Here is a 17,624-nt window from a genome sequence, read left to right as displayed (position 1 = left end):
CCCGAGCGCGTGCGGACAGCGCCCTGCAGGTCGCTATCCGCACGTTTTTCAGCAGGGTGCGGGCCTGTGGTGACAGACCCGCGCGGGGCTCAGAAGGTTTCCCCTTTCGCCGCCTTCTCCAGCAGCAGCGCCGGCGGCTCGAAGCGCTCGCCGTACTGCTCGGCCAGGTAGCGGGCACGGGCGACGAAGTCGTCCAGGCCGTACTGGTTGATGAACTGCAGCGCCCCGCCGGTCCAGGCGGCGAAGCCGATGCCGAAGATCGAACCGATGTTGGCGTCGGCGGTGGACAGCAGCACGCCCTCCTCCACGCAGCGCACGGTCTCGATGGCCTGGATGAACAGGATGCGGTCGCGCACGTCTTCCTGCGGGATCTGCCGGTCGGCCTTCTCGAAGCGCGCCTTCAGCTCCGGCCACAGGTGCTTCTTGCCGCCTGCCGGGTACTCGTAGAAGCCGCCGCCGGCCGCTTTGCCGGGGCGCTTGAACTCGTTGACCATCAGGTCGATCACGGCAAAGGCCGGGTGCTGCGGCATCGCCTTGCCTTCGGCCTTGAGGTCGGCGGCGGTCTGGTTGCGGATGTGGGTCATCAGGCTCATGGAGACCTCGTCGGAGATCGCCAGCGGGCCCACCGGCATGCCGGCCTTGCGGGTCTCGTTCTCGATCATCGCCGCCGACACGCCCTCGCCGAGCATGGCGATGCCTTCGTTGGTGAAGGTGCCGAACACCCGCGAGGTGAAGAAGCCCCGGCTGTCGTTGACCACGATGGGGGTCTTCTTGATCTGCAGCACGTAGTCGAAGCCACGGGCCAGGGTCTCGTCCGAGGTCTTCTCGCCACGGATGATCTCCACCAGCGGCATCTTGTCGACCGGGCTGAAGAAGTGCAGGCCGATGAACTTCTCCGGCTTGGCCACGGCGGTGGCCAGCCCGGTGATGGGCAGCGTGGAGGTGTTGGAGGCGATCACAGCATCGGCCAGGGCGCTGGCCTCGGCGGCGGCGGTGACCTTGCCCTTCAGCTCGCGGTTCTCGAACACCGCCTCGATGATCAGGTCGCAGCCGTCGAAGTCGGCGTCATCCACGGTCGGCTTGATGCGGGCGAGGAAGGCGTCGCGCTTCTCCGCGCTCATGTGGCCACGGGCGACCTTCTTGTCCAGCAGGCCGGCGGAGTAGGCCTTGCCCTTCTCGGCGGCCTCGATGGACACGTCCTTGAGCACCACCTCGATGCCGGCGGCGGCGGAGACGTAGGCGATGCCCGCGCCCATCATGCCGGCGCCGAGCACGCCGACCTTCTTCGTTTCATGGCGGGCCGGGCCCTTGGGTCGGGAGCTGCCGGCGTTGATCTCGTTCAGCTGGAACCAGAAGGTGCCGATCATGTTCTTCGCCACCTGGCCGGTGGTCAGCTCGGTGAAGTAGCGCGCTTCGATCAGCTGGGCGGTGTCGAAGTCCACCTGGGTGCCTTCGACGGCGGCGCACATGATCTTCTCCGGCGCCGGGAAGCAGCCCTTGGTCTTGTCCCGCAGTACGCTCGGGGCGATGGCCAGCATCTGCGCCACGGCCGGGGTCGACGGGGTGCCGCCGGGGATCTTGTAGCCCTTCACGTCCCAGGGCTGCACGGCCGTGGGGTTGGCGGCGATGAAGGCGCGGGCCTTGGCCAGCAGCTCGTCGCGGTCCTTGGCGATGTCGTGGATCAGGCCGGCCTTGAGGGCCTGGTCCGGGCGCACCTTCTTGCCTTCGGCGAGGTACGGCAGCGCCTTCTCGATGCCCAGCAGGCGCACCATGCGCACCACGCCGCCGCCACCGGGCAGCAGGCCCAGGGTGACTTCCGGCAGGCCGAGCTGGACGTGGCTCTCGTCAAGGGCGATGCGGTGGTGGCAGGCCAGGCAGATTTCCCAGCCGCCGCCCAGGGCCGCACCGTTGATGGCGGCGACCACGGGCTTGCCGAGGCTTTCCAGGCGGCGCAGCTGGCCCTTGATCTTGAGGATCATCTGGTAGAAGCCGTTGGCATCGGCCTGGGTGACCTTGATCAGCTCATTGAGGTCGCCGCCGGCGAAGAAGGTCTTCTTGGCGGAGGTGACGATGACCCCGGCGATGTCGCCCTTCTCTGCTTCCAGGCGGTCCACGATGGCGCCCATGGCCTCGCGGTACACCGCGTTCATGGTGTTGGCGCTCTGGCCGGGCATGTCGATGGTCAGGACGACGATATTGTCCTGGCCCTTTTCGTAACGGATGGCGTCAGTCATTTCTGTTCTCCGGCCTCAAACTCGCTCGATAATTGTCGCGATACCCATGCCGCCGCCGACACACAAAGTGGCCAGGCCGTAGCGCAGCTGGCGCTTCTCCAGCTCGTCGAGCAGGGTGCCGAGGATGGCGCAACCGGTGGCGCCCAGGGGGTGGCCCATGGCGATGGAACCGCCGTTGACGTTGACCTTCTCCTCCGGCACGCCCATGTCCTTCATGAACTTCATCACCACCGAGGCGAAGGCTTCGTTGACCTCGAACAGGTCGATGTCCGCCACCGACAGCCCGGCCTTGGCCAGGGCCTTGCGGGTGGCCGGCGCCGGGCCGGTGAGCATGATGGTCGGGTCGGTGCTGGTCACCGCCGTGGCGACGATGCGTGCGCGGGGCTTGAGGCCCAGTTCCTTGCCCTTGGCTGCGGAGCCGATGAGCATCGCGGCGGCGCCGTCGACGATGCCGGAACTGTTGCCCGGGGTGTGCACGTGGTGGATGCGTTCGACTTGGCTGTACTTGCGCAGCGCGGTGGCGTCGAAGCCCATCTGGCCCATCATCTCGAAGCTCGGCTTGAGCGCGCCGAGGCCTTCGAGGGTGGATTCGCCCCGGATGAACTCGTCGTGGTCCAGCAGCACGATGCCGTTCTGGTCGGTGACCGGCACCAGGGATTTGCTGAACGAGCCGTCGGCGCTGGCGCGGGCGGCCTTCTGCTGGGAGCGCAGGGCGAAGGCGTCCACGTCCTGGCGGCTGAAGCCTTCCAGGGTGGCGATCAGGTCGGCGCCGATGCCCTGGGGCACGAAGTTGGTGTGCAGGTTGGTTTCCGGGTCCATGGCCCAGGCGCCACCGTCAGAGCCCATGGGGATGCGCGACATGGATTCCACGCCGCCGGCCACCACCAGGTCCTCGAAACCGGAGCGCACCTTCATCGCGGCGAGGTTCACGGCCTCCAGGCCCGACGCGCAGAAGCGGTTGATCTGCTGGCCCGAGACGGTCTCGTCCCAGTCGGCCACCAGCGCGGCGGTCTTGGCGATGTCGGCGCCCTGGTCGCCCACCGGGGTCACGCAGCCGAGGACGATGTCGTCCACCTGGCTGGTATCCAACTTGTTGCGCGCCTCCAGGGCCCTGAGCAGCCCGGCGATCAGGTTGACCGGCTTGACGCTGTGCAGCGCCCCGTCCTTCTTGCCCTTGCCGCGGGGCGTGCGCACCGCGTCGTAGATAAATGCTTCGGTCATGGCGTTCTCTCTTGTCGTTAGGCAGACGGGCCGACCCGGGGCCGACCGCGGTGGGTCTACCTTAACGGCGACGCCCGCCGGCTCAATGACCGAACTGCTCAGCGCCATTGACCACGGCGCTCAGACGAACGGTCGGCTGACCCCGGGGTCAACGCGAGGCTCTGGCCCAAGGCTCGCCCCTGCCGCTATGGCAAAGCCGAGGGTAAAGGCCGGCGGCTTGATCCCAAGCGTTCTAAGCCGCCGGGCGGGCCGCACCTAGTGTTCAACGGGCAAGGGGCCGTTGCCGGGTCATGCCGGAGCGGTCGATCAGCAACGCCACGGGGCGCCAGCACCAGGCCAGGCCGTAAGGGCCCGACGCCGCGCCCCAACAAGAAGAAAGGCAGTTGGCCATGTTCAAACAGCCGAAGATGCGGCAGGCGAGCCTTATCGTCTTTGCCACCACGCTCATCCTGATCCTTCCCAATCTGACTCGCCTGGTCGGTTGACCACCGCCTGCCTGCGCTACGCCCCGCTCAATGCGGCGCAGCGCGGGCAAGGAGCGTCCGCACGCCATCAAAACGACATCCCCCACAGGGCTGGAACCCGCGTTCCAAAGCGGTCGGACAGCCTTTTTGGAGTGTGCTAGGGTCCAACCGGTCACTGTTTGGAAGGAACTGAACCCATGCGCTATCTGATCACCCCGCTCGCCCTCTCCCTCAGCCTCCACGCGGTCGCCGGCGACGTCGACCAGGCCGCCGCCCTGGAGGCCCTGAAGCAGGAGGGCGCCGTGCTGATCGATGTGCGTACGCCGGAGGAGATCCAGGAAGGTGCGCTCCCCGGTGCCCGCTACATCGGCTTCGAAGACATCGGCGAGCGCATCGCCGAGGTCGCCCCGGACAAGTCCACCCCCATCGTCCTGTACTGCCGCAGCGGCCGGCGCTCCGGCATCGCCCAGGACGACCTGCTCGCCCGGGGCTATACCAACGTGCAGAATGCCGGCGGCTACACCCGGCTCAAGCCCCTGTTGGAGAACGCCCCCTGATGCGCCACCTGCTCCTTGCCCTGCTGCTTGCCACCGGCCTGGCCCGCGCCGCCGACCTGACCCTGGAACTGCCCGGCGGTACCCGCACCCTGAGTACCGCCGAGCTGCTCGCCCATCCCCAGGCCCAGGAGGTGCGCATCCCCCAGGACGTCGCCTACAAGCGCGCCATGACCTACCGGGCCGTGCCCTTGGCGGCCCTGCTGCCCGGGGTGGCACCGGAGCAGCACCTGCAGGCCGTGGCGGCCGACGGCTTCGCCGCCGAACTCAGCGCCGCCCCGCTGCTGGCCCGCGAGGGCGCCCGCGCCTGGCTGGCCGTGGAAGACCCGGCCAAGCCCTGGCCGGGCCTGGCCAAGGACAAGCCCAGCGCCGGCCCCTTCTACCTGGTGTGGACCGCCCCCGAAGCCGGCGGCATCAGCCCCGAGCAATGGCCCTTCCAGGTGGTGAAGATCCGCGCCCTGGCCTCCGTCGCTGAGCGCTTCCCTGCGCTGCTGCCAGCCTCGGATGCCGGCGCCGACGTCCAGGCCGGCTTCGCCCTGTTCCAGAAGAACTGCCTGGCCTGCCACCGCCTCAACGGCGCCGGGGACGCCCAGTTCGGCCCCGACCTGAACCTGCCCTACAACCCCACCGAATACTTCGCCGAGGGCTTCCTGCAACGCTACATCCGCGACCCGCAGAGCCTGCGCCGCTGGCCGGAAGCGCGCATGCCGGCCTTCCCCGCCCAGGTCATCGATGACGCGCAGCTGGAACAACTGGTCGCCTACCTGCGCCACATGAGCGGCCGCAAGACGCCGTGACCGCCGCCACGAACCCGCGCAGTCGGCCTTTTCCGCCGGCCTCGCCAGCGCTACGCTCGCTCACCTGAATCGCCGGCCTGGAGGGCCAGCATGAGCACCGAGCTGCACGTCGAGAGCCTGGTCCTTCGCGGGGCCCGCAACGAAGCCTTCACCCCCGACCTCAACCTGCACCTGGCGGACTCCCGGCTCACCCTGGGCGAGCTGATCCGCCGGGTGGTGCTGCACCAGGTGGCCGAACGGACGGTCGCCGGCTGGCTGGACCGCCTCCAGGCCAGCCCCCCTGGCGACTACCTCAGCGACGACGAGATCCGCCGCCAGGCCGCGCGAGGCGCCATCAAGCCGCACGCCGAGCGCCCCGATGCCCCCCGGATCGACGCCGAAGCCGAAGTGCAGCGCGCCCTGGAGGGCTTTCGCCAGCGCCGCTACCGCATCCTTCTCGACGGCCAGATGCTCAACGACCTCGACCATTCCCTCGACCTGCCCGCCCAGGCCCGGCTCACCTTCCTGCGCCTGGTGCCCCTGGTCGGCGGCTGACCCCCAACACGAACGGACACCCCCCATGCAGCACTACCAAGCCGATGCCCATCAGCAGGCCCGCATCGCCCTGCTCGAAGCCTTCCTCGACCGCACCCTGGATGCCCTGCCCGAACGCGACGCGCTGCTGGCCGAAGACGGCCACCATCACCCGTTCTGGGATGAGGTGGACGGCCTGGCCCTGGCCAACGCCTTCCTCGCCGAAGCCGGCCCCGACGGCCAGCAGGCCCTGGTGGACGCCCTGGTCTTCCCGCGCAGCTTGGGCCACGACGAAACCGAACACCTCTACACCCGCCAACGCCTGCTGCAGATCACCAGCAGCGCCGGTGTCGCCGCCTACCCGAGCACCCGCAGCTTCCAGGCCCTGGAGCGGCGCGTGCGGCACATGCTGGCCCACGCCTTCGAGGACAGCGACCACGCCCTCCGCCCTGGCTACGTGGCCCGCTATTACTGGCACGACCCCGCCAACGCCTGGACCACCCCCAACCTGGCAGACTGCCTGGAGCTGCTGGCCGAACACCCCGTCGACAATGCCTGGCTGGACGTTGCCCAGTGGCTGCTCAGCGGCGACTGGGACCGCCGCAACCCCCTCGAAGACGCCTATCACCCACGGCTGGCCGGGAGCTACCAGGGCAGGGCCGAGGACGCCATCCGGCGCTTCGCCGTGGGCCTGGCCGACGCCGGCCGCCTGGATGCCGCCCGGCACGAGCACGCCGTGCGCACCTGGGCCGAGAGCCTGTGCACCCTGCCGCCGCTCGCAGCAGGCGGCAGCCCAGGCGAACAACGGCTGGACGCGCTCAACGCCGACTTCGTCCAGCGCTCGTTGGCCCAACTGCCGGAAAGCGCCGAGCAGCTGCGCAGCCTGATCGGCGAGCGCGGCACCTCCACCGCCCACTGGTTGCTGGCCGGCGTGCGCGAGCTGGCACGCCTCGGCCTGGAGCCAGAAGCCCTCGAAAGGCACTACGAAAACCATCAGGGCCGCGTACTGACCGCCCTGCTCGACGTCGGCCACCTGGAAAAGGACGAAGAGGCCGCACTGGCCGAACAGCTCGCCGGCTTCCCCCGCGCCAGCCTGCTCACCGCCCTGCCCTTCAGCGGTGCAGCCAGCGAAGCGGTGCTGGACGCCCTCGGCTGGAGCGACCTGAAGCCCCTGCAGCGCCTCTACCTCGACCTGGCGCTGGCCGTCGACCACAGCGGGCACCTGGTGGAAGACCTGCAGAGCAGCGACGACCCGGAGCTGGGCGTGGTGGACCGCGACGCCCTGCAAGCCGCCCTGGACCAGGCCGACGCCGGGCACCTGGCCGACTACTTCACCGCGCTGGAAGGCACCCCCTGGGCCTTCCCCAACACCCGCCTGCTGCTGGACGCCTTCCGCGGCCTGGAGCGCAAGGCCCTGGAGAAGAAGCTGCAACGCCACGCCCAGGCCGCCCTGCGCGCCTACGGCCTGCTGCCCACAAGCGGCACGGACGAAACCCGCGAGCGCTACCTGGCCCTCAAGCGCTACCACCGCGAAGTCGAGCGCTACGGTGCCGAACGCCAGGCCAACTCCCAGGCCTCCATCCAGGCCGGCCTGGAGAACCTCGCCCGCACCGCCGGCTACGGCGACGCCACCCGCCTGGAATGGGCGATGGAAGCGGAGATCGCCGAACAGACCCCGGACCGCCTGCACCTGGACGGCTACGACCTGTGGCTGGAGTTGCAGGGCCTCAACCCGGTCATGGTCGCCAGCAAGGGCGGCAAGCGCCTGAAGTCGGTGCCCGCCGCCCTGCGCAAGCACGACGGCCACGCGGAGCTGAAGGCCCTGCAGGGCCGCATGAAGGACCAGATCCGCCGCTTCCGCCTGACCCTGGAAACCATGATGGCCCGGGGCGAAGCCCTGGAGCCGGCGCAACTGCGCCAGCTGCTGCGCATGCCGGCGGCGCGCCTGCTGCTGGACCACCTGGTACTGCGCGATGGCGACGGCCTGCTGGGCTGGCTGGACGGCGACGCCTTCGCCCTGCGCCCGCTGACCGGACCGGCGCGCCCCATCGAAGGCCCGCTGCTGATCGCCCACCCGCTGCACCTGTACCAGGCCGGCGCGCTCTCCGCCTGGCAGCAGGCCCTGGTGGCCCAGCGCCGGGTGCAGCCCTTCAAGCAGGTGTTCCGCGAGCTGTACCTGCTGACCCCGGCCGAACGGGAGAACGGCCTGAAGTCCATGCGCTTCGCCGGTCACGTGCTGCGCAGCGCCGTGGCCGCCCGCCTGCTGCGGGCCCGGGGCTGGACCACCCACGACGGCGAGGAGGTATTCCGCAACTGGGGCCAGGGCCTGTACGCCTTCGTCGACTTCCCCGATGCGCAGCGCTACCTGCCGCTGACCGAGACCATCACCCTGCAGGCCATCGAATTCGTCCGCGACCGCGCGCGCCTGCCCCTGGAGGAGGTCCCGCCGCTGGTGTTCTCCGAAACCCTGCGCGACGCCGACCTGATCGTCTCCGTGGCCTTCACCGGTGAGACCGGCACCCACGCCGGCAGCGCCGAGGTCATCCAGCGCCGCGCCGAACTGGTGCAGGCCCTGGTGGGCAACCTGGGGCTGGCCAACGTGCGCTGCGAGGGCCACCACGCCCACATCACCGGCAGCCGCGCGCGCTACCGGCTGCACCTGGGCAGCGGCGTCATCCATATCGAGCCGGGCAACTACCTGTGCATCGTCCCGGCCGGCAAGCCGGCAGATGACCTCTACCTGCCCTTCGCCGACAGCGACGCGCGCACCAGCGAGATCATCAGCAAGCTGTTCCTGCTGCTGGACGACGGCGCGATCGACGACCCGAGCATCCTCGAACAGATCCGCCGCAGCGAGGCGCCGGCATGAGCGCCACGCTGAACGAGCGGCTGGAGCAGGTGGAGGACGCCGCCAGCTTCCTCGCCTTCGTCCGCGCCCTGCGCGAAGACCGCCTGCGCGCCCTCGCCGCCCCGGAGACCGGCGCCTGGGCCCACGACACCATCGAGGACTTCCTCGACGGCGCCCTGGCCTGGGCCGACGACAGCGACTTCGGTGCCCGCCAGGGCCTGGCAGGCGCCAACCCCTGGCGCTGTGCCGCCACCTTTCTGCTGTGCGGCAGTCTTTACGAATAGCCGCTCTTCCATAGCGGGCTGACGCGTACCCGGCCGCGCCCGGGTACGCGCGCCCGTTGTCCCGCCTGTTAACCGGCCCTTCGGCAGCACGCCACGCCGGTCTCCTCCACCTTCCTGCAACCGTCTCGGCATGTGGCTACACGGCGCCGGCCATCTGCACCCCTTCAGAAAGTCACAGCTGATACTTGCACTGCTGATATTATGGTATACCATCATACGCACAGACACTTCCGCCCACCTGACTGGAGCCATTCATGAGTTTTGAAATCCGCAAGATCGTCAGCTACGTCGAAGAAACCTTCATCGAAGGCGGCAAGGCCGCCGAGAAGCCCGTGACCATGGCCGGGCTGGCTGTCGTGATCAAGAACCCCTGGCTGGGCCGCGGTTTCGTGGAAGACCTCAAGCCCGAGATCAAGGCCAACTGCTCCGACCTCGGCGCCCTGATGGTCGAGCGCCTGGTGGCCCTGGTCGGCGGTGCCGACAAGATCGAGGCCTACGGCAAGGCGGCCGTGGTCGGTGCAGACGGTGAGATCGAGCACGCCTCGGCGGTGATCCACACCCTGCGCTTCGGCAACCACTACCGCCAGGCGGTGGACGCCAAGAGCTACCTGAGCTTCACCAACAAGCGCGGTGGCCCCGGCACCTCCATCCAGATCCCGATGATGCACAAGGACGACGAAGGCCTGCGCTCCCACTACATCACCCTGGAAATGCAGATCGAGGACGCCCCGCGTGCCGACGAGATCATCGTCGTGCTCGGCGCCGCCGACGGTGGCCGCCTGCACCCGCGCATCGGCAACCGCTACATCGATCTGGAAGAGCTGGCTGCCGAGAAAGCCGAGCAGAACCGCTGATCCAACAAGAAGTGCAGGAGCGCTCCATGATTCGGCTCACCGCTGAACGTACCCCCGCCGGCACCAGCTACCTGGCGACCGGACAAGGCCAACCCGTGGTGCTGATCCACGGTGTGGGCCTCAACAAAGAAATGTGGGGCGGCCAGGTCGTCGGCCTGGCCACGCAGTACCGCGTGATCGCCTACGACATGCTGGGTCATGGCGACAGCCCACGCCCGGAGCCCGGCACCGAGCTGCTCGGTTACGCCGACCAGTTGCGCGAGTTGCTCGATCACCTGGGCCTGACCCAGGTCACGGTGATCGGCTTCTCCATGGGCGGGCTGGTGGCCCGCGCCTTCGCCCTGCACTACCCCCAGTACCTGCAGGGCCTGGTGGTGCTCAACAGCGTGTTCAACCGCACGCCGGAGCAGCGTGCCGGCGTCATCGCCCGCACTGCCCAGGCCGCCCAGCACGGGCCGGACGCCAACGCCGAGGCGGCGCTGTCGCGCTGGTTCAGCCGTGAGTACCAGGCTGCCAACCCGGCGCAGATCGCGGCGATCCGCCAGACCCTGGCGAGCAACGACCCGCAGGGCTACCTGACCACCTATGAGCTGTTCGCCACCCAGGACATGTACCGCGCCGACGACCTGGGCAACATCCGCGTGCCGACCCTGATCGCCACCGGCGAACTGGACCCGGGCTCGACGCCGGAGATGGCCGAGCAGCTCGCCCAGCGCATTCCCGGTGCGCGGGCCGCCGTACTGGCCGAACAACGGCATATGATGCCGGTCGAGTCGCCGCGCCTGGTCAACCAGCTGTTGCTGGACTTCCTGGCCACGGCACAGGCCCGACCCAATCCAATCAAGGGGATCGTTGCATGACACTCGCACGCTTCCAGATGTGCATCGGCGGGGCATGGGTCGACGCCCTGTCCGGCAAGACCTTCCAGAGCCTCAACCCGGCCCTGGCCGAACCCTGGGCCGAGCTGCCCGACGCGGACGAAGCCGACGTCGAGCGCGCCGTCCAGGCCGCCCAGGCCGCCTTCGAAGCGCCGGCCTGGCGCAGCCTCACCGCCACCGCGCGGGGCAAGCTGCTGCGCCGCCTGGGCGACCTGATCGCCGAGAACAAGGAGCACCTGGCCCAGCTGGAAAGCCGTGACAACGGCAAGCTGATCCGCGAGACCCGCGGCCAGGTCGGCTACCTGCCGGAGTTCTTCCACTACACCGCCGGCCTGGCGGACAAGCTGGAAGGCGGCACCCTGCCGATCGACAAGCCGGACATGTTCGCCTACACCGTGCACGAGCCGCTGGGCGTGGTGGCCGGGATCATTCCCTGGAACAGCCCGCTGTACCTGACGGCGATCAAGCTGGCCCCGGCCCTGGCCGCCGGCAACACCATCGTGCTCAAGCCGTCCGAGCACGCCTCGGCAACCATCCTCGAACTGGCGCGCCTGGCCCTCGAAGCCGGCTTCCCGGCGGGCGTGGTCAACGTGGTGACCGGCTACGGCCCGAGCACCGGCGCTGCTCTCACCCGCCACCCGCTGGTGCGCAAGATCGCCTTCACCGGCGGCGCCGCCACCGCCCGCCACGTGGTGCGCAGCAGCGCGGAGAACTTCGCCAAGCTGTCCCTGGAGCTGGGCGGCAAGTCGCCGAACATCATCTTCGCCGACGCCGACCTGGACAGCGCCATCAACGGCGCCGTGGCCGGCATCTACGCCGCCTCCGGGCAGAGCTGCGTGTCCGGCTCGCGCCTGCTGGTGCAGGACAGCATCTACGACGAATTCGTCAGCCGCCTGATCGAACGCGCCCAGCGCATCCGTATCGGCAACCCGCAGGACGACGCCAGCGAGATGGGCCCCATGGCCACCGCGCAGCAGCTCGCCGTGGTCGAGGGCCTGGTGGCCGACGCCCTGGCCGAGGGCGCACGCCTGCGCCTGGGCGGCAAGCGCCCGGCGCACCTGGAACAGGGCTGGTTCTACGAGCCGACGCTGTTCGAGTGCGACCGCAACTCGATGAAGATCATGCAGGAGGAGGTGTTCGGCCCGGTGGCCTCGGTGATCCGCTTCAAGGACGAGGCCGAAGCCCTGGCGATCGCCAACGACTCGCAGTTCGGCCTCGCCGCCGGCATCTGGACCCGCGACCTGGGCCGCGCCCATCGCCTGGCCCGGGACATCCGCTCGGGCATCGTCTGGGTCAACACCTACCGCGCGGTGTCCGCCATGGCGCCCATCGGCGGCTTCAAGAACAGCGGCTATGGCCGCGAGAGCGGCATCGAGTCGGTGATCGCCTACACCGAGCAGAAGACGGTGTGGATCAACCTGTCCCAGGCGCCGATGCCTGACCCCTTCGTGATGCGCTGAGAGGCACGCCATGATCGAACCCGGTATCTACAAAGACGTGATGAGCCGCTTCCCGTCGGGCGTGACCGTGGTCACCACCCTCGACGCGGACGGCCAGATCGTCGGCATCACCGCCAGCGCCTTCAGCGCCCTGTCGATCGACCCGGCCCTGGTGCTGTTCTGCCCCAACTACGCCTCCGACACCTACCCGGTGCTGCGGGACAGCAAGCGCTTCGCCATCCACCTGCTGGCCGCCGAGCAGACCACCGAGGCCTATGCCTTCGCCGGCAAGGGCAAGGACAAGGCCAAGGGCATCGACTGGCACCTGAGCGAGCTGGGCAACCCGCTGCTGGCCAAGGCCACGGCGATCATCGAGTGCGAGCTGTGGCGCGAGTACGACGGTGGCGACCACGCCATCATCGTCGGCGCGGTGAAGAACCTGATCCTGCCCGAGGAGCCGGTCATCCCGATGCTCTATCACAAGGGCAAGCTGGGTGCGGTGCCGCCCCTCGCCTGATCCCCTTTATGGGGCCGTGATCTGTCACCCCACGGCCTCTTTTTTCTTTCTGGAGTGGGCATGAACCCGACCGCTTCCCCCCTCTTCCGCCAGCAGGCCTACATCGACGGCCAGTGGCTGGACGCCGCCGACGGCGCGCGACAGGACATCTTCAACCCCGCCACCGGTGCCTGCATCGGCCAGGTGCCGAACCTCGGCGCCGCAGAGGCCCGGCAGGCCATCGCGGCCGCCGAACGCGCCTGGCCGGCCTGGCGCGCACTGACCGCCAAGGAGCGCAGTGCACGCCTGAAGCGTTGGCATGCGCTGATGATCGAGCACACCGAGACCCTGGCGCAGATCCTCACCCTGGAACAGGGCAAGCCCCTGGCCGAGGCGCGCGGCGAGATCGTCTACGCCGCCAGCTTCATCGAATGGTTCGCCGAGGAGGCCAAGCGCATCTACGGCGACACCATCCCCAGCCACAAGGGCGATGCACGCATCGTGGTGACCAAGGAGCCCATCGGCGTGGTCGCCGCCATCACCCCGTGGAACTTCCCCGCCGCGATGATCACCCGCAAGGCCGGCCCGGCCCTGGCCGCCGGCTGCCCGTGCATCGTCAAGCCGGCACCGGAGACGCCCTTCTCCGCCCTGGCCCTGGCGGCCCTGGCCGAGCAGGCGGGCATCCCGGCCGGGGTGTTCAACGTCATCACCGGCGACGCCGTGGCCATCGGCGGCGAGCTGACCGCCAGCCCGGCCGTGCGCAAGCTCTCCTTCACCGGCTCCACCGCCATCGGCAAGCTGCTGATGGCCCAGTGCGCGCCGACCCTGAAGAAGGTGTCCCTGGAGCTGGGCGGCAATGCGCCCTTCATCGTCTTCGACGACGCCGACCTGGAGCGCGCCGTGGAAGGCGCCCTGGTGGCCAAGTTCCGCAACGCCGGGCAGACCTGCGTGTGCGTCAACCGCTTCCTGGTGCAGGACGGCATCCACGATGCCTTCGTCGCCCGCCTGGCCGAGCGCGTGGCGCAACTGAAGGTCGGCAGCGGCTTCGACGAGGGCGTCACCCAGGGCCCGCTGATCAACGAGCGCGCCGTGGCCAAGGTGGAAGACCACGTGCGCGACGCCCTCGCCCAGGGCGCCCGCCTGCTCTGTGGCGGCGAGCGCCACCCGCTGGGCCACGGCTTCTACCCGCCCACGGTGCTGGCCGAGGTCAACACCGGCATGAAGGTGGCCCGCGAGGAAACCTTCGGCCCGCTGGCGGCGGTGTTCCGTTTCCATGACGAAGCCAAGGCCGTGCGCCTGGCCAATGACACCGAGTTCGGCCTCGCGGCCTACTGCTACACCCGCGACCTGGGCCGCGCCTGGCGCATGAGCGAGGCGCTGGAGTACGGGATGGTCGGCATCAACGAAGGGCTGATCTCCACCGAAGTCGCGCCGTTCGGCGGCATCAAGGCCTCGGGCCTGGGCCGCGAAGGCTCGCACTACGGCATCGAGGACTACCTGGAAATCAAATACACCCTCATGGGCGGCCTGTGAGCCGCCGGGAGCTGGACGCATGAGCAACGAGAAATACGAGAAGGGCCTGGAGATCCGCACCCGCGTGCTGGGCGAGGCCTACGTGAAGCGCTCCATCGAGAACGCCGACGACTTCACACGCCCGCTGCAGGAGATGGTCACCGAGTACTGCTGGGGCCATGTCTGGGGCCGTGAGGGTTTGTCGCCCCAGGAACGCAGCATGATAAACTTGGCCATGATTTCGGCCCTGAACCGGCCGCACGAGCTCAAGCTGCACGTGCGGGGCGCCTTGCGCAACGGTCTGAGTCGTGAACAAATACGCGAAATCCTGCTTCAGGTCGGTATCTATTGCGGCGTTCCCGCAGCCGTGGACAGTTTCCGGCTCGCCCGGGAAGCCTTCGCCGAAGCCGACGCCGAAGCCTCCAGTCAAACCCCGGCTGTTTAGATGACGAGCACGATCACTGCGCATCGTGCTCGTTTCGCATGGACAGCCCATAAAGAGCGGACCCCATGAAACGCCTGCCACTCGACGACAGCTTCAAGGTCAATCGCAACCCCGTCACGCTCCGTGAAATCGTGCTGGACAAGCTGCGAAGCGCCATCATGAACTTCCAGCTCCTGCCCGGTGACCGCCTCGTGGAACGCGACCTCTGCGACCGCCTGGGCGTGAGCCGTACCTCGGTGCGCGAGGCCCTGCGCCACCTGGAATCCGAAGGGCTGGTGGAATTCGCCGATGCCAAGGGCCCGCGCGTGGCCATCATCACCCTGGAAGACGCCGTCGACATCTACGAGCTGCGCTGCGTGCTCGAAGGCCTGATCGTCCAGCTGTTCACCCTGCGGGCCAAGGCTAAGGACATCAAGGCGCTGGAAAAGGCCCTGGAAGAGAACCGCAAGGCCCTCAAGGACGGCGAGCTGCAACAGGTGCTCGACTCCGTCCAGGGCTTCTATGACGTGCTGCTGGAAGGCTCCGGCAACCACATCGCCGCCACCCAGCTGCGCCAGCTGCAGGCCCGCATCAGCTACCTGCGCGCCACCTCGGTGTCCCAGGAGAACCGTCGCGGCGCCAGCAACCAGGAGATGGAGCGCATCGTCGAGGCCATCAAGAGCGGCGACCCGCTGGCCGCCCACCAGGCCTCGGTGGACCACGTCCGCGCGGCCGCGAAGGTGGCGCTGGAGTACCTCAAGCGCAAGCAGGACGAGAGCGGCGACCTGCCCGAGATCACCGCCCCCATCGCCCTCAAAGAGCCACGCATAGGCCGCTGAACATGAGTCGCCCGAACTTCTGCGCCCAGTGCGGCAGCCAGGACCTCGGCCTCCAGCGGCCGGCGGGCGACACCCATGAACGCCTGATGTGCCGCGCCTGCGGCTACATCCACTACGTCAACCCGAAGATCATCGCCGGCTGCATCATCGAGCGGGACGGCAAGTACCTGCTCTGCCAGCGCGCCATCCCGCCGCGTCCGGGCACCTGGACCCTGCCGGCGGGCTTCATGGAAGGCAACGAGACCACCGAGCAGGCGGCCCTGCGCGAGGTATGGGAAGAGAGCGGCGTGCGCGCCGAGATCCTTTCGCCCTACTCCATCTTCAGCGTGCCGCGCATCAGCGAGGTCTACATCATCTTCCGCGCCATCGTCCTGGAAGACACCGGCCAGTACGGCCCGGAAACCCAGGACTGCCGCTTCTTCGCCCCCGACGAGATTCCCTGGGACGCCATCTACTACCCCGCCATCCGGCAGATCCTCGAACGCTATATCGAGGAACGCCAGGCGGGGGTCTACGGCATCTACATGGGCAACGACGACAGCGGCAAGGTGCACTTCATCCGCTAGCCGCCATCACCGCGTCGCCCCTCAGGGGCGCGTGCGGAACGCAAGCCGCCCGGCTCAGGGCGCCATGCCCTCGACGATGATCACCTCGGCCCGTGCCACGCCTTCGCGGTGGCGGCGGGCCTCCTGGTATTCCGGCGAGTGGTAGCAGGCCAATGCCTGCTCGTAGGAGTCGAACTCGATCACCACGCTGCGCTGCGGGGTGTCACGCCCTTCCAGCGCCTCGCTGCGCCCGCCCCGTGCCAGGAAGCGCGCCCCGTAGCGGGCGAACGCCGCCGGCGCGCGCTGGGTGTACTGGCTGTATTGATCGGCGTCCTCTACGTCTACATGAGCAATCCAGTAAGCCTTCATGGTGACCTCTCGCGTTAATTCGTATTATGGTATACCACATTACGTCTTACACCCCACAGAGAGAAGCCCATGGCCTTCCACCCCATCGAAGAACTCATCGCCGATTACCGCCAGGGCAAGATGGTGCTGCTGGTGGATGACGAAGACCGCGAGAACGAAGGCGACCTGCTGCTGGCCGCCGAACGCTGCACCCCCGAGGCCATCAACTTCATGGCCCGGGAGGCCCGTGGCCTGATCTGCCTGACCCTGACCGACGAGCACTGCCAGCGCCTCGGCCTGGAGCAGATGGTGCCGAGCAACGGCAGCGCCTTCAGCACCGCCTTCACCGTCTCCATCGAAGCCGCCACCGGCGTCACCACCGGCATCTCCGCCGCCGACCGCGCCCGCACCGTGGCCGCTGCCGTGGCGGCGGACGCCGTGCCGGAAGACCTGGTGCAGCCCGGCCACATCTTCCCCCTGCGCGCCCGCGAAGGCGGCGTGCTGACCCGTGCCGGCCACACCGAGGCCGGCTGCGACCTGGCGCGCCTGGCCGGCTTCAGCCCAGCCTCGGTGATCGTCGAAGTGATGAACGACGACGGCAGCATGGCCCGTCGCCCGGACCTGGAGCGCTTCGCCGAGAAGCACGGCATCAAGATCGGCACCATCGCCGACCTCATCCACTACCGCCTCAGCCACGAGCACACCGTGGTGCGCATCGGCGAGCGCGAGCTGCCCACCGTGCACGGCACCTTCCGCCTGTTCACCTACGAGGACCGCATCGAAGGCGGCGTGCACATGGCCATGGTGATGGGCGAGATCGACCGCAACCACCCCACCCTGGCCCGCGTCCACGTCATCGACCCGCTGCGCGACCTGGTCGGCGCCGAGTACCACGGCCCGGCCAACTGGACCCTCTGGGCCGCCCTGCAGCGCGTCGCCGAGGAAGGCCACGGCGTGGTGGTGGTGCTGGCCAACCACGAGTCCTCCCAGGCGCTGCTGGAGCGCGTGCCGCAGCTCACCCTGCCACCGCGCCAGTACACCCGCTCGCAATCACGCATCTACTCCGAGGTGGGCACCGGCGCCCAGATCCTCCAGGACCTGGGCGTGGGCAAGCTGCGCCACCTCGGCCCACCGTTGAAATACGCCGGCCTGACCGGCTACGACCTGGAGGTGGTGGAAAGCATTCCCTTCACCGGCTGAAGGCGGCAGCGGGCCGCGCATCCCGTGGCCCGCCGGCCCCCTCGGGAATCGCGCTGCAGCAGGACGACCGGCACGGCAAAGTGCTTGCACAAAGTTTGGAATACCATAATATGATATTCCGTAGACCGAACAGTTTCAGCCAGGCGAGCCCGTCACGGACAGCGTGAAAACAGG

17 protein-coding genes are annotated in these 17,624 nt (G+C 68.7%); 14 read left to right on the top strand and 3 right to left on the bottom strand.

Features of this window, described 5'->3' with window-relative positions; genetic code table 11:
* Positions 1 to 89: 89 nt before the first annotated feature.
* Entirely contained in the window at positions 90 to 2,234 is a 2,145-nt protein-coding gene (locus BM198_RS09250; RefSeq protein ID WP_074969411.1) for a 3-hydroxyacyl-CoA dehydrogenase NAD-binding domain-containing protein, read from the bottom strand.
* A 15-nt stretch (positions 2,235 to 2,249) separates the two neighbouring features.
* Positions 2,250 to 3,455: an acetyl-CoA C-acetyltransferase gene (locus BM198_RS09245; RefSeq protein ID WP_074969409.1), complete on the bottom strand. Its 1,206-nt coding sequence runs from the start codon at positions 3,453 to 3,455 to the stop codon at positions 2,250 to 2,252.
* A gap of 661 nt (positions 3,456 to 4,116) precedes the next feature.
* Here BM198_RS09245 and BM198_RS09240 point away from each other — a divergent pair.
* The 13 genes from BM198_RS09240 to BM198_RS09180 all read left to right on the top strand — a co-directional run bounded on the left by BM198_RS09240 (position 4,117) and on the right by BM198_RS09180 (position 15,923).
* Positions 4,117 to 4,476, top strand: a complete 360-nt coding sequence (locus tag BM198_RS09240; protein ID WP_044407931.1) for a rhodanese-like domain-containing protein — start codon at positions 4,117 to 4,119, stop codon at positions 4,474 to 4,476.
* On the top strand, positions 4,476 to 5,270 hold the full coding sequence (locus BM198_RS09235; protein ID WP_074969407.1) for a cytochrome c: 795 nt from the start codon (positions 4,476 to 4,478) through the stop codon (positions 5,268 to 5,270). The genes BM198_RS09240 and BM198_RS09235 overlap by 1 nt, the downstream gene beginning before the upstream one ends.
* Before the next feature lie 90 nt (positions 5,271 to 5,360).
* The gene (locus tag BM198_RS09230) at positions 5,361 to 5,804 is read left to right on the top strand and encodes a hypothetical protein (protein WP_074969405.1); all 444 of its coding nucleotides are present in this window, start codon (positions 5,361 to 5,363) and stop codon (positions 5,802 to 5,804) included.
* Between the two features lie 25 nt (positions 5,805 to 5,829).
* Positions 5,830 to 8,652 (top strand): DUF4132 domain-containing protein, encoded by a 2,823-nt coding sequence (locus BM198_RS09225; protein WP_074969403.1) that lies wholly within the window; start codon positions 5,830 to 5,832, stop codon positions 8,650 to 8,652.
* On the top strand, positions 8,649 to 8,915 hold the full coding sequence (locus BM198_RS09220) for a hypothetical protein (protein WP_044407944.1): 267 nt from the start codon (positions 8,649 to 8,651) through the stop codon (positions 8,913 to 8,915). The genes BM198_RS09225 and BM198_RS09220 overlap by 4 nt, the downstream gene beginning before the upstream one ends.
* A 254-nt stretch (positions 8,916 to 9,169) precedes the next feature.
* Positions 9,170 to 9,769, top strand: coding sequence for an amino acid synthesis family protein (locus BM198_RS09215; RefSeq protein WP_044407947.1), 600 nt, complete (start codon positions 9,170 to 9,172; stop codon positions 9,767 to 9,769).
* A gap of 26 nt (positions 9,770 to 9,795) precedes the next feature.
* Entirely contained in the window at positions 9,796 to 10,629 is an 834-nt protein-coding gene (locus BM198_RS09210) for an alpha/beta fold hydrolase (protein WP_044407951.1), read from the top strand.
* Positions 10,626 to 12,107 (top strand): aldehyde dehydrogenase, encoded by a 1,482-nt coding sequence (locus tag BM198_RS09205; RefSeq protein WP_074969401.1) that lies wholly within the window; start codon positions 10,626 to 10,628, stop codon positions 12,105 to 12,107. Before BM198_RS09210 ends, BM198_RS09205 begins: the two co-directional genes overlap by 4 nt.
* Positions 12,108 to 12,117: 10 nt before the next feature.
* Positions 12,118 to 12,603, top strand: a complete 486-nt coding sequence (locus BM198_RS09200) for a flavin reductase family protein (RefSeq protein ID WP_074969399.1) — start codon at positions 12,118 to 12,120, stop codon at positions 12,601 to 12,603.
* Between the two features lie 60 nt (positions 12,604 to 12,663).
* A complete protein-coding gene (locus BM198_RS09195; RefSeq protein WP_074969397.1) occupies positions 12,664 to 14,115 on the top strand; it encodes an NAD-dependent succinate-semialdehyde dehydrogenase in 1,452 nt (483 codons plus the stop codon).
* Between the two features lie 19 nt (positions 14,116 to 14,134).
* Positions 14,135 to 14,539 (top strand): carboxymuconolactone decarboxylase family protein, encoded by a 405-nt coding sequence (locus BM198_RS09190; protein ID WP_044407962.1) that lies wholly within the window; start codon positions 14,135 to 14,137, stop codon positions 14,537 to 14,539.
* A 65-nt stretch (positions 14,540 to 14,604) separates the two neighbouring features.
* Positions 14,605 to 15,357 carry a GntR family transcriptional regulator gene (locus BM198_RS09185; RefSeq protein ID WP_044407964.1) on the top strand — a complete coding sequence of 251 codons (753 nt, stop codon included), beginning with the start codon at positions 14,605 to 14,607 and terminating at the stop codon, positions 15,355 to 15,357.
* A 2-nt stretch (positions 15,358 to 15,359) separates the two neighbouring features.
* Complete coding sequence (locus BM198_RS09180) at positions 15,360 to 15,923, top strand: NUDIX hydrolase (RefSeq protein ID WP_044407968.1); 564 nt, start codon at positions 15,360 to 15,362, stop codon at positions 15,921 to 15,923.
* A 54-nt stretch (positions 15,924 to 15,977) separates the two neighbouring features.
* Here BM198_RS09180 and BM198_RS09175 read toward each other — a convergent pair whose 3' ends face one another.
* Positions 15,978 to 16,271: a DUF1330 domain-containing protein gene (locus tag BM198_RS09175; protein WP_074969395.1), complete on the bottom strand. Its 294-nt coding sequence runs from the start codon at positions 16,269 to 16,271 to the stop codon at positions 15,978 to 15,980.
* 69 nt (positions 16,272 to 16,340) lie between these two features.
* On the opposite strand from BM198_RS09175, the gene ribBA reads away from it, so the two are divergent.
* Positions 16,341 to 17,450 carry a bifunctional 3,4-dihydroxy-2-butanone-4-phosphate synthase/GTP cyclohydrolase II gene (gene ribBA, locus BM198_RS09170; protein ID WP_074969393.1) on the top strand — a complete coding sequence of 370 codons (1,110 nt, stop codon included), beginning with the start codon at positions 16,341 to 16,343 and terminating at the stop codon, positions 17,448 to 17,450.
* Positions 17,451 to 17,624: the final 174 nt, after the last annotated feature.

Source organism: Metapseudomonas otitidis (genome assembly GCF_900111835.1).
Lineage (GTDB): Bacteria > Pseudomonadota > Gammaproteobacteria > Pseudomonadales > Pseudomonadaceae > Metapseudomonas > Metapseudomonas otitidis.
Note: the sequence above shows the minus strand (reverse complement) of the source record. Positions and strands in the feature narration are given on the sequence as shown.